The 13,588-nt window shown below is 73.6% G+C and carries 12 protein-coding genes; 3 read left to right on the top strand and 9 right to left on the bottom strand.

Annotated elements, in window-relative coordinates; all coding sequences use genetic code 11:
* The first annotated feature begins 50 nt into the window (after positions 1-50).
* Complete coding sequence (locus GQ466_RS15400; protein ID WP_161103521.1) at positions 51-590, top strand: AAA family ATPase; 540 nt, start codon at positions 51-53, stop codon at positions 588-590.
* Positions 591-605: 15 nt separating this feature from the next.
* On the opposite strand, the gene GQ466_RS15395 is transcribed toward GQ466_RS15400, so the two are convergent.
* Positions 606-1,556, bottom strand: coding sequence for a D-alanine--D-alanine ligase (locus tag GQ466_RS15395; protein ID WP_161103520.1), 951 nt, complete (start codon positions 1,554-1,556; stop codon positions 606-608).
* A 71-nt stretch (positions 1,557-1,627) separates the two neighbouring features.
* Complete coding sequence (locus GQ466_RS15390; RefSeq protein WP_202420661.1) at positions 1,628-2,863, bottom strand: aminotransferase-like domain-containing protein; 1,236 nt, start codon at positions 2,861-2,863, stop codon at positions 1,628-1,630.
* Positions 2,864-3,171: 308 nt separating this feature from the next.
* Between GQ466_RS15390 and GQ466_RS15385 the strand changes: the two genes are divergently transcribed.
* Entirely contained in the window at positions 3,172-3,774 is a 603-nt protein-coding gene (locus GQ466_RS15385) for a GNAT family N-acetyltransferase (RefSeq protein WP_446678600.1), read from the top strand.
* 583 nt (positions 3,775-4,357) lie between these two features.
* Here GQ466_RS15385 and trxA read toward each other — a convergent pair.
* Positions 4,358-4,675 carry a thioredoxin gene (trxA, locus tag GQ466_RS15380; protein WP_161103517.1) on the bottom strand — a complete coding sequence of 106 codons (318 nt, stop codon included), beginning with the start codon at positions 4,673-4,675 and terminating at the stop codon, positions 4,358-4,360.
* 55 nt (positions 4,676-4,730) lie between these two features.
* Positions 4,731-5,714 carry a thioredoxin-disulfide reductase gene (trxB, locus tag GQ466_RS15375; RefSeq protein WP_161103516.1) on the bottom strand — a complete coding sequence of 328 codons (984 nt, stop codon included), beginning with the start codon at positions 5,712-5,714 and terminating at the stop codon, positions 4,731-4,733.
* 110 nt (positions 5,715-5,824) lie between these two features.
* Between trxB and GQ466_RS15370 the strand changes: the two genes are divergently transcribed.
* Positions 5,825-6,394 (top strand): dienelactone hydrolase family protein, encoded by a 570-nt coding sequence (locus GQ466_RS15370; RefSeq protein WP_161103515.1) that lies wholly within the window; start codon positions 5,825-5,827, stop codon positions 6,392-6,394.
* Positions 6,395-6,427: 33 nt separating this feature from the next.
* Here GQ466_RS15370 and GQ466_RS15365 read toward each other — a convergent pair whose 3' ends face one another.
* The 5 genes from GQ466_RS15365 to GQ466_RS15345 all read right to left on the bottom strand — a co-directional run bounded on the left by GQ466_RS15365 (position 6,428) and on the right by GQ466_RS15345 (position 13,487).
* Entirely contained in the window at positions 6,428-7,171 is a 744-nt protein-coding gene (locus tag GQ466_RS15365) for an anti-sigma factor family protein (protein WP_161103514.1), read from the bottom strand.
* On the bottom strand, positions 7,168-7,791 hold the full coding sequence (gene sigM, locus GQ466_RS15360; RefSeq protein WP_161103513.1) for an RNA polymerase sigma factor SigM: 624 nt from the start codon (positions 7,789-7,791) through the stop codon (positions 7,168-7,170). Before sigM ends, GQ466_RS15365 begins: the two co-directional genes overlap by 4 nt.
* A 159-nt stretch (positions 7,792-7,950) precedes the next feature.
* A complete protein-coding gene (locus GQ466_RS15355) occupies positions 7,951-9,471 on the bottom strand; it encodes a protein kinase family protein (RefSeq protein WP_161103512.1) in 1,521 nt (506 codons plus the stop codon).
* Between the two features lie 184 nt (positions 9,472-9,655).
* Positions 9,656-11,422: a murein biosynthesis integral membrane protein MurJ gene (gene murJ / locus GQ466_RS15350; RefSeq protein ID WP_161103511.1), complete on the bottom strand. Its 1,767-nt coding sequence runs from the start codon at positions 11,420-11,422 to the stop codon at positions 9,656-9,658.
* A complete protein-coding gene (locus GQ466_RS15345; RefSeq protein WP_202420443.1) occupies positions 11,328-13,487 on the bottom strand; it encodes a DUF6049 family protein in 2,160 nt (719 codons plus the stop codon). The genes murJ and GQ466_RS15345 overlap by 95 nt, the downstream gene beginning before the upstream one ends.
* Between the last annotated feature and the right edge of the window lie 101 nt (positions 13,488-13,588).

Here is a 13,588-nt window from a genome sequence, read left to right as displayed (position 1 = left end):
GGTGATAGGCCGGGACTCGGGCGGGGAAGGGGTTGGCCGGGGAGGTGCGGATGTCGGACGGACGGGTCGTCATCGTCAGCGGACCGCCGGGCGCGGGCAAGAGCACGGTCGCGCGGGTGCTCGCCGAACGCGTCGCGCCCAGCGTCCATGTCCACGGCGACGACTTCTGGGGCTTCATCCGGCGGGGGCGCATCGCGCCGTACCTGCCGGAGTCGGCGGCGCAGAACGCCGTCGTCATCGGCATCGCCGCACGGGCCGCCTGTGGGTATGCCGCCGCCGGGTACGAGGTGTTCTACGACGGCATCGTCGGGCCGTGGTTCCTGGACGCCTTCCGGGCGGCGAGCGCCGAGCGCGGCGTCGAACTCCACTACGTCGTGCTGTACCCGGACGTCGACACCGTGCTGCGCCGCGCCGCCGGGCGCGGCCCCGAGATGCTGCGCGCGCCCGAGCCGATCCGGTCGCTGCACGAGCAGTTCCGCGACCTCGGCGAGCTGCGCGCCCACGCGCTGGACTCGGCCGTCCTCACGATCCAGGAGACCGCCGACGCCATCGAACGCCGGCTCGCCGCGGGCGCGCTCCGCCTGCCGTAGTTTCCCGTGAAACCGTCAGCGGGTCTCGTCCAGACGGCGCACCAGGAGGTCCCGGCAGACCGTCCCGAGGTCGAGGCCCGCCGCCGCGACGGCGCGCGGCAGCAGGCTCGTCTCGGTCATCCCCGGCGCCACGTTGACTTCGAGGAAGTGGACCTCGCCCGACGCGTCCACGATGAGGTCCGTCCGGGACAGGTCGCGCAGCCCGAGCGCCCGGTGCGCGGTCACGGCGGCGGCGGTGGCGGCCTCGGCGGCGGCGGACGACAACCGCGCGGGCGTCACGAACGCCGTGTCCCCCGCGTCGTACCGGGCCGTGTAGTCGTACAGCCCGTGCGGCGCGACGATCTCCACGGCGGGCAGCGCGACCGGACCGGACGGCCGTTCGATCACGCTCACCGCCACCTCCGTCCCCGAGATGTACTGCTCGATGAGCGCCGCGTCCCCGTAGGCGAAGCACCCGACCATCGCCGCCGACAGCTCCGCCGCCTCCCGCACTACCGAGGCGCCCAGCGCGGACCCGCCGCGTGTCGGTTTCACGAACAACGGCAGCCCGAGCCGCGACACGATCCGGTCCAGCACGGCCGCCGCGCCGAGGTCGTAGAAGATCTCCTTCGGCAGCGCGACGGAACGCGGCGTGGCCACGCCCGCGCGCCGCACGACGGCCTTGGCGGCCGGCTTGTCCCACGCGACGCGGCACGCGTCCGGTCGCGCCCCGATGTACGGCAGCTCCAGCAGTTCGAGGACCCCGCGCACCGACCCGTCCTCCCCGGCGGTGCCGTGCAGGACGGGGAACACCGCGTCCGGACGGTCCCGCGCCAGGGCGTCCAGCAGCGTCGCGTCGGCGTCGCGCAGTTCGACGGGGACGTCCAGGGCGCGCAGCGCGTCCGCCACGCGCCGCCCCGAGCGCAGCGAGACCTCCCGCTCGTACGACAGGCCCCCGGCGAGGACGACGACGTGCCCCAGTTCCACTCCTGCTCCCTCACACGAGAAAGGGTCGGCTCCCCCGGCGGAGGAGCCGACCCTGACGAAACGATCGCGGGTCAGACGATGCCCGGCCCCGGGGTGTGCACCCCGCCGGTCGCGGCGCCCGGCCGGACTCCTCCGAAAGTGTCCCGCATCCGGATCTCCGATTCGATCACGCCGGCGAGCCGCCGTACGCCCTCGCGGATCCGGTCCGGTTCGGGGAAGCAGTAGGACAGGCGCATGTTGCGCCGTCCGCCGCCGTCCGCGAAGAACCCGGTGCCGGGGACGTACGCGACGCGCTCGGCGATGGCGCGGGGGGCCATCGCCTTGGCGTCCAGGCCCTCCGGCAGCGTGAGCCAGACGAAGAAGCCGCCGCCGGGACGCGTCCACGTGCAACCGTCCGGCATGAGCGCGTCGAGGGCGTCCAGCATCGCGTCGCGCCGCGCCCGGTACAGCTCGCGGAACGACTTGATCTGCTCGCGCCACGGCTGCGTCGTCAGGTACTCGCGGACGGCCACCTGCGACAGCGCCGGATGGCACAGCACGGCGGACTCGGCGGCGAGGACGAGCTTGGCCCGGACGGCGTGCGGCGCCAGCGCCCACCCGACCCGCAGCCCGGACGCGATCGTCTTGGAGAACGAGCCGAGGTAGATGACGCGCTCGGAGTCGTCGGCGCGCATGGCCCGGGTGGGCTCGCCGTCGAAGCCGAGCAGCCCGTACGGATTGTCCTCGATGACCAGAACGTCGTAGGCGGCGCAAATCTCCAGGATCTGCGCACGCCGGGCGGTCGTGAGCGTCACGCCGGACGGGTTCTGGAAGTTCGGCACCGTGTACAGGAACTTGACGCGGCGGCCCTCGCGGACGAGCCGGTCGAGCGTCTCGCGGAGCGCGGCGGGGATGAGGCCGCCCTCGTCCAGCGGGACGTGGACGACGTCGGCCTGGTAGGAGGCGAACGTGCCGAGCGCCCCCACGTAGGACGGCGCCTCGGCGAGGACCACGTCGCCCGGGTCCACGAAGATCTTGGTGACGAGGTCGAGGGCCTGCTGCGCGCCGACCGTCACGACGACGTCGTCGGCGGACGCGGTGATGCCCTCCAGGGCCATGACGTCGCAGATCCGCTCGCGGAGCCCGATGTCGCCCTGCGCGGACCCGTACTGGAGCGCCTCGGCGCCCCGGTTGGCCACGAGGTCGCCGATCATGTCGCCGACGACGTCCAGCGGCAGCGCGGACACGAACGGCGCCCCGCCGGCCAGCGAGACGACCTCGGGACGGGCGACCATCGCGAACAGTGCGCGGATCTCCGACGGCACCATGCCTGCTGCACGGGCCGCGTAACGATCGGAGTAGGCATCTGTTCGCGCGTGCTGTTCCACGAGGCACCTCCGAGGGGTGATCGGAATCTCTTTCAACCTACGGCATCGCGGCCGACCGGCTGGACGGCGGGGGCGGTGTTCCGACCGTCGTCCGATACGATGCCCGAGGACCCCGGCCGGTTGGCGGGACTTTCGGGGAAGTGGCCGTCCGCCGCACCGGCCCGGCGCGGTCCGATTCCGCTCCGCCGCTCGCCCCCGCGACCGGCGGGCGAACTCAGGGGGTGGCCCGTCCGGTGTCGCGTCGGCTCGTGAACATCACGCTCGACAACCTCGACGACCTGCCGCACCGCTGTCGCCGGTGCGTGTTCTGGGAGCTGGACGCCGTCGCGCATGACCGGGCGGTCACGAGCGGGGGCGGCGCACTGGAGAAGGAGGCGTGGGTCTCCTCGACGCTCCTGGAATGGGGCTCCTGCGGCAAGCTGCTCTACGTGGACGACGTCCCGGCCGGGTTCGTCCTGTTCGCGCCCCCGCTGTACGTGCCGCGCTCGGTGGCGTTCCCGACGAGCCCGGTGAGCGCCGACGCCGTCCTGCTGATGACCGCGCACATCCTGCCCGAGTACACCGGCGGCGGGCTCGGCCGGATGCTCGTCCAGGGCGTCGCGAAGGACCTGACGCGGCGCGGCGTGAAGGCGATCGAGGCGTTCGGCGACCTGAAGGGCGCGGACGGCGGCTGCATGGTCGCGGCGGACTACCTGCTGTCGGTCGGATTCAAGACCGTCCGGCCGCACCACCGCTTCCCCCGCCTGCGGCTGGAGCTGAAGTCGGCCCTGTCGTGGCGTGAGGACGTCGAGGTGGCCCTGGAACGCCTCCTGGGCTCCATGACCCCAGAGGGCATCCTCCGCCCCGCCTGAGCCCCGCTCAGCCCCCGCACGGCGCAAACACTTGCGCCCGCCGCGCGAAGAACCCGCCTCCCGCACGTCCCCGACACCCCCGCCGCCGAGCGGCGCACCAGCGCGGCGTGCTCGCCTGGCGGCTCGCCCGCCGCGCGAAGAACTCGCCTCGCGCGCGCTGCCAGGCACTCTCGCCGCGAGGGAGTCCGTGCTCGCGCGCGTTCGTCGGAGAATCCCGCGCCTGGGGCACGCGGCTCGCTCGCCCTGTGGCGCGGCGTGCTCGCCCGGCGGCTCGCTCGCCGCGCCAAGAATCCGCCTCCCGCACGTTCTCAGACACCCCAGCGCGGCGCTCTGCGCGCATCAGCGCGGCGCTCTGCGCGCATCAGCGCGGCGCTCTGCGCGCATCAGCGCGGCGCTCTGCGCGCATCAGCGCGGCGCTCTGCGCGCATCAGCGCGGCGGGCTCGCCTGGCGGCTCGACCGCCGCGCGAGTAGCGCGCTCGCGCGGGGACGCGGGTCTGCGTGTGAGGCGTGCGGGTGGGCGAATGGTGAGGCCCCGCGGCGACTGTGGGTCGGGGCGGGGCCTCGTGGGGTCGTGGGACGCGGTCAGGCGATGAACTCCTGGAGGTCGCGCAGGAGGGCGGCCTTGGGCTTGGCGCCGAGGATCTGCTTGACGACCTCGCCGTCCTTGAAGACGAGCAGGTTCGGGATCTGCATGATCCCGTACTTGCCGGCGGTGCCGACGTTCTCGTCGGTGTTCAGCTTGACGATCTCCAGCTTGTCGCCGTGCTCCTTGGAGATCTCCTCCAGGACGGGGGCGATCATCCGGCAGGGGCCGCACCACTCGGCCCAGAAGTCGACCAGCACGGGCTTGTCGCTCTTCAGCACCGCGGTCTCGAAGTCGGCGTCGGTCACGGCCTTCATGGCGTCTCTCCTTCGTTCATGCCTCCGGCGGCGGGCAGCCCCGCCCCGGGTCGTCTCAGCCCTTGACGGACAGTTCCGCCGGGTCTTGCTGCGGGACGAGGTCGGCCGCGCCCCGGTCGGCGAGCCAGCGCTCGGCGTCGATCGCGGCGGCGCACCCGCTGCCGGCGGCGGTGATCGCCTGCCGGTAGACGTGGTCGACGACGTCGCCGCAGGCGAACACGCCGGGGATCTTGGTGCGGGTGGTGGGCGACTCGACGGTCAGGTAGCCCTCGGCGTCGGTGTCGAGCTGCCCGGTGAACAGTTCGCTGCGCGGCTCGTGCCCGATCGCGATGAACAGGCCGGTGACGTCGAGCCGCGACTCCTCGCCGGTGTCGCGGTCGCGCAGCAGGAGCCCGCTGACGCGGTCCTCGCCGAGGACGTCCGCGACCTCGGTGTTCCACACGAAGCGGATCTTGTCGTTGGCCCGCGCGCGGTCCTGCATGATCTTGCTGGCGCGCAGCGAGTCGCGGCGGTGGATCACGGTGACGGTGCGGGCGAACTTCGTCAGGAACGTCGCCTCCTCCATCGCGGTGTCGCCGCCGCCGACGACGGCGATGTCCTGCTCGCGGAAGAAGAACCCGTCGCACGTCGCGCACCAGGACACGCCGCGTCCCGACAGCCGCTTCTCGTTCTCCAGGCCCAGCTCGCGGTACCCCGAGCCGGTCGCGACGATGACGGCGTGCGCGCGGTACACGTCGTCCCCGACCTTGACGATCTTGGGCGAGGCGGTGAGGTCGACCTCGGTGACGTCGTCGGTGATCAGCTCGGCGCCGAACCGCTCGGCCTGCTTGCGGAGGCCGTCCATGAGGTCCGGGCCCATGACGCCGTCGGGGAAGCCGGGGTAGTTCTCGACGTCGGTGGTGTTCATCAGCGCGCCGCCCGCGGTGACGGACCCCTCGAACAGCAGCGGCTTCAGGTCGCCGCGCGCCGCGTAGATCGCCGCCGTGTACCCGGCGGGACCCGACCCGATGATGATGACGTTCCTGACGTCGTCGCTCACTGTGCCAGCCTCTCCTCGTTCGCCGCGCGTGCAGTCGCGTCAACCGATCCTAGGGCCGGGTGATTCCCCGGCGGCCGGTGACTGTCACCACCCGCTCGTATGCTGACCGGATGGCGTCGATCCTGCTGTTCCACTCGATGTACGGGCTGCGTCCGGCCGTGACCGCCGCAGCCGACCGCCTGCGCGCGGCGGGCCACACAGTCCATGTACCCGATCTGTACGAAGGACGCATCGCGGACACCCCCGAAGACGGCGAGGCCCTCCGCGACGAGATCGGACGGGACGAGCTGCTGCGCCGCGCGGTGGCCGCCGCGGCGCCGCACGCGGGCGACGGCCTGGTCTACGCGGGGTTCTCGCTCGGCGCGGCCGTCGCGCAGACGCTCGCGCTGGCGGACGAGAAGGCGCGCGGCCTCCTGCTGCTGCACGGCACGTCCGACCTGGCCGACGACGCGCGCACCGAGATCCCGGTGCAGCTCCACGTCGCCGACCCCGACACCTACGAGCCGGTGGACTGGCAGAACGCCTGGTATCTGCGGATGCGCAACGCGGGCGCCGACGTGGAGGTCTTCCGCTACCCGGGCGCCGGCCACCTGTTCACCGACCCCGACCTGCCCGACTACGACGCCGAGTCCGCCGAGCGCGTCTGGCCGATCGCCCTGGACTTCCTCAAGGGACTGTGAAACGCGGGGCCCCGATGCAAGGAGCCCCGCGCGTCAGCCGCTGTGCGCGAGGACGTCCGGGTTCCGCGACGAGCAGCCCGGCCCGACGACCCAGACGTCGGGCCGTCCGTCCGCGCCCCGGACCGCGATGATCGTGGCGGGCCGGCCGTCGTAGGTGGCGACGTCCACCAGCGCGGGCGCGCGCCCCTGCGCCACGCCCGCCACGCAGTCGCTCGTGCGCGCGTCCGGGATGGCGGCGGCAGCGGCCACCCGGGAGAGCTGCCCGGTGACCTGGCGATCCAGCGTCGCCGCACGGTACGCGGTGCCGCTGTGCACGACCCGCCACCCGGCCCCGAAGGACTGCACCCGGGGATGACGCGGGTCGGTCATCGGCTGCGGCGGCACGGACGCGGTCAGGTGCTTGCCGTCGTCGGCTCCGTCCAGCACGGCCCGGCCGACGAGTCCGCCCCCGCCGAGCACCACGATCGCCGCCGCGGCGGCCGACAGGGCCCGCCACGGGTTCCGTCGCGCGCGCCGCCGGTTCAGGTCGGTGACGCCCGGCGGCTCGGCGCGGGACTCGGCGGCGAGGGCCGAGTCGATCCGGGCCGTGAGGTCGGGCGGCAGCGCCGGGACGGGCGCGGCGGCGAGGATCCGGGAGACGTCCGCAAGCTCGGCGGAGCGGTCCCGGCACTCGGCGCAGGCGGCGAGGTGCTCGTCGACGGAGGCGGCCCGGTCGTCGTCCAGCAGGCCCTCGGCCAGGTCGGCCAGGGTGTCGTAGTCGAGATGCGCGGGGTTCATGTGGGCACGCCACCTCCTTCCACACCTCCGACGTTTCTGGGGTCCCGTCGGTTCCTGTGGTGGTGGAGAAGGGGGAGCAGACGGGCGCGGCCACGGGCGCAGCGGCTCTTGATCGTCCCGGGCGGCACCTCCAGGATGGCGGCGGCGTCGTCCACCGAATAGCCCATCATGTCGACGAGGACGAGCGCGGCGCGCTGCTCGAACGGCAGCGTGGCCAGGGCCTCCTGGACGTCGAGGGACACGCCGTGCGCGTCCGTCGGGTCCGGCAGCTTGGGCGCGACGGCGTCGAACGTGGCGTCGTCGCCCATCGGCGTGGCGGGACGCACCGAACGCCGCCGGATGCGGTCCAGGCAGGCGTTGACGACGATCCGGTGCAGCCACGTGGTGACGGCGGCGTCACCACGGAACCGTCCGGCGGCGCGGAAGGCCGACAGGCAGGCGTCCTGGAGCGCGTCGGCGGCCTCCTCGGGGTCGCCGAGCGTGCGGACGGCGACCGCCCACATCCGGTCGCGGTGCCGCCGGACGAGTTCGGCGAACGCGTGCGGCTCACCCTCGGCGTGCCGGGCCAGCAGTTCCTTGTCGGGCACCTCGTCGAGGGCGGTGACGCTCATCGCACCCATCGGACGATCCGTCCCCGAGGAGCTTCCGGACGACGGACGGACCGGATCGGTCCTCCTGCTGGGTTCGACACCGCTGATCCTGAAGGTAAGGGGACATTCTGCTCAGGCGAACGATACCGACTGACCCGGTTCGGGGCACAGCCCGCGAAAAGCGTCCTTTTACCTGGTTCCGTAGACGGTGATCTCGCCGATGCGGCCCTTGCGGCTCGGCGGCAGCTCGGTGAACCAGACGAGGACGCGGGTGCCGGTCTTCCCGCCGGTCTGGATCGTGGTCGTCCCGGCCTGCGCGGTGACCTTCCCGGCGGCGCGCAGCTCACCGAGCGAGGAACCGTCGCCGACGCGGACGGCGAGCGTCCCGCCGCCCTCCAGACCGGCGATCTTCACGCTGGTCACCTTGACGGACCCGCCCATGTCGAGGACGACGCCGAGCCCGTTGACGAGGTTGCCGAACCCGGTGTCGTTGTAAGTCTGGGTCTCCCAGGTCGTCCCGGGACGCCCGTCGATGACCGCGCCGGGGTTGCGGCCGATCTGGTCGTCGGGGTGCTCGCCCGCCGGGTCCTGGAACGGGGTGGCGTCGACGGGCCGCAGCGCGCTCGTACTGGGCGTGGCCTTGCCGGACGTCTTGGCGGACGGCCGTCCGCTCGCGCCGGTGCCGTCTCCGTCGCCCCCGCCGCCCGCGAGCGCCCACGCGCCGAGCCCGACGATGACGGTGAGCGCGGCGGCGGCGACGCCGAGCAGCGCCCGGTTGCCGGGCCGCCGCGCGGGAGGCCGCGGCACGGGCGCGGTGGCCGGGACGGACGGCGGCGGGGTCGGCCGGCGCGGCGGCGCCTCGGTCCGGTGCGCGGCCGGTTCCGGCCGGGCCGGACGGCGCGCGGGCGGCCGGGGCGGCGGCGCGGCGCCGAGCCCGGCGAACAGCGGCAGCGGGGTGCGCGGGACGCCGCGCAGCGCGGCGGCGACGTCGGCGGGCGAGGTCAGCGGCCGGCCGGCGGCCTCGACGCCGAGGCAGCGGCAGACGATCGCGTCGACGGGCTGCGGGATGCCCGCCTGGACGAGCCGGGGCGCCTGGACGACGTCCCCGGACCGCGGCGCGGCGGGCAGCGCGGACTGCTCGGGGTCGCCGGGCCAGTGCGCGGTGAGCGCGGCGTACAGCATCGCGCCGAGCCCGCGGGCGTCCTGCGCGCCGGGGTCGTCGGCGTACCGGTCGCCGAGGACGGCGTCGGTCGCGACGCCGAGGATCTTGACGGTGCCGCCGGTCGTCCACACGAGGTCGCGGGGGGTGAGGCACAGGTGGGCGAGCCCGGCGGCGTGCGCGGCGGCGACCGCCTCGGCGGCCTCGTAGAGCAGGGTCGCGGCGCGGCCGGGCTCCAGCGGCGCCTTGAGCAGCATCTGCTCCAGCGTCTCGCCCGCGACCCACTCGCTGACGACGTAGGCGTTCTCGCCGCTGTCGTCGGCGTCGAAGACCTGGGTGAGGCGGGGGTCGGTGAGGCGGCTGGCGGCGCGGGCGGAGGTGACGACCTCGCGGACGCGGGGGAACTCGTCGTCGAAGGTGCGGACGGCGACGGCGCGGGCCAGGATCTCGTCCTTGGCCTTCCAGAGGGTGGAGCCGCCCGCCGCGATGCGCTCCTCAAGCCGGTAGCGGCCGGCGAGGCGGGCACCGGGCTCGATGACTGACGTGCTCACGGCAACGTCCTGCGCAGGTGGTCAGATCCCATGTTCGTGGCGTGGCAGCTTACGCCTCCGACCCTCCTCTTTGCGTTCCCCAGGGTGTCGCCCCGCAAGCCGTAGTCTCCCTCATGGTAGTAGGTATGCCGTCGGGTGGCTTCCTTATCCACGCGCGTCCCGCGCACTTTGCCGCACTTGACGGTCAGCGGCGGCCCGGCAGCCGGGCCGAAACGGTCCCGATCATCGTCTGCACCTCGCCCACCCGCAGCAGCCGCGCGAACAGCAGATAGAGCAGTCCGCCGCCCGCGCTGCCGGCCGTGAGGGCGAGCAGTCCGGGCACCAGGCCGGTGCCGAGTCCGGCGCGCAGGACGGCGTGGACGGCGTAGGCGAGGCCGAGCAGCGGCCAGAGCGCGACGATCAGGCGGAGGTCGGTGGCGATGATACGTCGTCCGTCCATGCCGCCGAGCCGCCGCCGCAGCACGGCCCAGCCGACGAGCGCGCCGGTCGTCTGGGCGAGCGCGAACCCGCCGGCGATCCCGACGATGATCTTGTCGGTGGGCAGCAGCCGGGACGCCGCGACGGCGCAGGCGATGTTCACCGCGACGACCGCGACGGCGATCAGCGCGGGCGTCCGGGTGTCCTGGAGGGCGTAGAAGACGCGCAGCGTGAGCTGGTAGGCGGCGAACGGCACGAGCGCGACCGCGAACATCCGCAGCACCTGGGCGATGACCTCGGCGTTGGCGACGCTCGTCTGGCCGTGCGCGAACAGGACGGTCGCGATCTCCGGCCCGAGCACGCCCATCAGCCCGGCCGCCGGGAAGATGATCACCGCGCAGAGCCGCATCCCGGTGGAGAAGTCGTCGCGGACGTCGCCGAACCGTCCGGCGGCGGCGTGCTCGCTCATCCGGGGCAGCAGCGCCGTGATCACCGAGACGCCGATGATCGCGTAGGGCAGCTGGAAGAGCTGGTAGGCGTTGAAGTACGGCGTGTACCCGACGTCGCCGAGATGCTTCGCGCGTCCGGCCACGCCCGCCGAGTTGGCCAGCCGCGTCGTGATCGCGAACCCGATCTGGGTGATGACGACGTAGGCGAGCGTCCAGACGGCCATCCGGCCCATCTCGCCGAGTTCGCCGCGCCGGAAGTCCAGCCGGGGCCGCCACCGGAACCCGCTGCCGCGCAGCGACGGCCACAGCGCGAGCGTCTGGAGCGCCATGCCGCCGATGGTGCCCGCCGCGAGCAGGCCGACCTCGCCCGTCCCGATGGTGGACGGGTCCACGCCGCCCGACGCGACCAGCAGGAACGCGCCCGCCGTGCAGCAGATGACGATGTTGTTCAGCACCGGCGCCCACATCGGCGCCCCGAACCGCTTGCGCGTGTTGAGGATCGCGCCGGAGAACGCGCTGACGCCGAGGAAGAAGATCTGCACCGCGAACAGCCGCGCGAACAGGACGGCCAGGTCGCGCTGGTCGCCGTGCATCGAGCCGCCGTAGATCGAGATGAACACCGGCCCGAGCGCCACCGCGACCGCCGTGATCAGCGCGAGGCCGAGGACGGCGAGCGTGAACAGCCGCTGCTCGTAGCGGGCGCCGTGCGCGGGGTCCCGTTCGCGCGCCCGGACGATCAGCGGGACGACCACCGCCGTCAGCACGCCGCCGAGCAGCAGGTCGTAGACGATGAACGGGACGGTGTTCGCCGTGTTGTAGGCGTCGCCGAGCGCCCCGGTGCCGAGCGCGGCGACGAGCATGGCCGTCCGCAGGAAGCCGGTGACGCGGGACGCGAGCGTCCCCACCGCCATGATCGCGCCGGACCGCAGGATGCCGCCCGCGCCGCGTTCGGGCTCCGGCTCGGGCTCCGGCTCGCGCAGTGCGGGAAGGTCAGTCGCCGTTTCCTCGGCCGGGGAGCGCGGTGGGGGGAAGGGCGTAGCCGGGGGGCTCCAGTCCTTGTTCCGGTCCTCCGGCTGTGTGGTCACCGGCTGCCTCCGCCTTCCGTCGCCGCCTCGCGCGCATGGCCCGCACCCCGACGCCGGCGACGAGCACGGCGAGCCCGCCGCCGGTGATCAGGAGCGCGGCGCGGCCGTATCCGGTGGTGCGGACCGTGATGTCCTTACCCTTGTCGAACTTACGGCCCGACACCGACCGCAGTTGCAGGTGGATCGAGAAGTTGCCGTTGCCGTTGGCCTCGACGGGGATCGGACGCGACGTCTTCTGCCCCGGCCCGAGCTCGATCACGCGGTCGTTGTCGTCGATGCGGCCGATCTGGAGCTTGGCCCGGTTGAGGGACGAGACGTCCATCACCACGCGGACCCGCTGGTCGGGCAGCTCGTTGACCACGGTGATGAGGATGTGCCCGGACCGTCCGGCGAGCGACACCCGGTCGTTCAGGACGCGCACCTTGGTCAGCGTGCGGTCCAGTTCGCCGGACAGCGCGTCGCGGGCGCGCTTGGCGCGGGCCTGCCGGCCGCGCCACGCCGCCGACTCCGCGCGCAGGACCGACCGGTCGTAGCTCAGCTTGATCGGCGGGATCATCATGGCGGTGAAGGCGTCCGCCCGCCGCTCGATCCCGCGCACCGCGCCGAGGTAGCCGGGGCCCAGCTCGTAGCGCTGGAAGTCGTCGGGGTAGCCGGTGGACGCGCGCTGCTGCGGCGCGACCGAGGCGATCTTGTCGAGCGGCTGGGCGCGCAGCCAGGGCGCGGTCGAGGTGGCGGTCAGGAGCATCCGCGCGTAGGACGGCGACGGGTTCCAGTGCCGGTTCGGCGCGACGACGAGCGTGCGCGGCGTGTTCGGCGCCTCCGCGGTGATCATCGCGGTCTCGGCGAGGAACCGCTGCTCGGCGAGGACTTCGGCGCCGGGCTTGGACGTGTCGGTGCTGACGATCTGGCTCAGCTTCTCGTCGTAGGCGATGACGCCCTTGGTCCCGGCGCCGGTCGGGATCGTGGTGGTGGCGCGCGGCGTCCCGCCCGGCGGCGGCGCGAACATCGCGTCGGTGAGCAGGAACGACCCGTCGCCGGGCGCGCCGAGCTTGGACAGCTTGGCGAGCTGCGTCAGCGTGGACGGCCCGGCCATCCCGGCGGGCGGCCACGCGATCTTGGCGGTGGGCTGGCGGCCGAGGACCTGCGCGGCGACCGTCCGCTGGTCGTAGGCGGTGGCGAGGTTCTTGGTCATGCGGTACCGGACGAGCGCGACGGCGTCCGGGTCGGCGTACGGGACGGCGAAGTAGGGGTCGCCCGCCGACGCCGCCTTGAGCGCGCGGATCCACTCGGCGGCGGCCTTGCTCGCGCCCTTCTTCTGCTTCTTGTCCCCGGCGCCGACCGTGTACGGACGGGTCATGGCGGTGACGTCGTCCAGCAGCGCGGGGTCGATCGCCCAGGTCACGGGCGTCTTGGTCTGCGCGGCGGCGGCCACGAGCCCGTGCAGCCGTCCGCTGGGGGTCAGCTCGCCGGCGAGGCGGTCGTCGAGGAAGGTGTCGTCGTCGGCGCGGTGCATCCGGTCCATCAGCGGCCAGACCCAGCCGATGTTGACGGGCTTGTAGCCGGGGCTCGCCCCGGTGAACGTCACGAACGAGGTGACGCCCGCGACGGCCTGCTGCTGGGCGTTCACCACCTCCACACCGACCGGGTACACACCGAACGCGCGCATACCGACGGCCTTGGTGTTGAGCTTGAGCGCGAAGTCCTGCGCGCCGCCGGACGGGACGGCCTGCGGCAGCGGCACCGCCTGGCCCGTCCCGACGAGCCGCTGGCCCGGCTCGGCCTGGGCGAGCTGGTCGAGCTGGCCGCGGCTGCCGACCGGGCTGCCGTTGTAGCGCAGCCGTACCGACAGGCCGGGGACGGTGTGGCCGGTGTGGTTCTCGATGCGTCCGCGCACCTGCACGATCGAGCGCTTGCCGGACGGATCGGCGCGCGGCGACATCGCGGTCAGCGCGATCGTCACCTCGGCGCGCTCGCGCGGCTGGGCCTGCGCCTGCGCCACGAGCGGGACGCAGGTCAAAAAGGGGACGACCGAAAGCAGCGCCGCCGCGCGTCTGACCGCCCTCACGCCGGAGCCGTCCGCGCGCGGGGGCTGACCGCCGTGAGTCGACTCACGGCGCCCTCGGCGGCCGGGACCGTCCGCGCGGGGGCGGCCGAGTCGTCGTGTTC

The organism is Actinomadura rayongensis (assembly GCF_009831215.1).
Lineage (GTDB): Bacteria > Actinomycetota > Actinomycetes > Streptosporangiales > Streptosporangiaceae > Spirillospora > Spirillospora rayongensis.
Note: the sequence above shows the minus strand (reverse complement) of the source record. Positions and strands in the feature narration are given on the sequence as shown.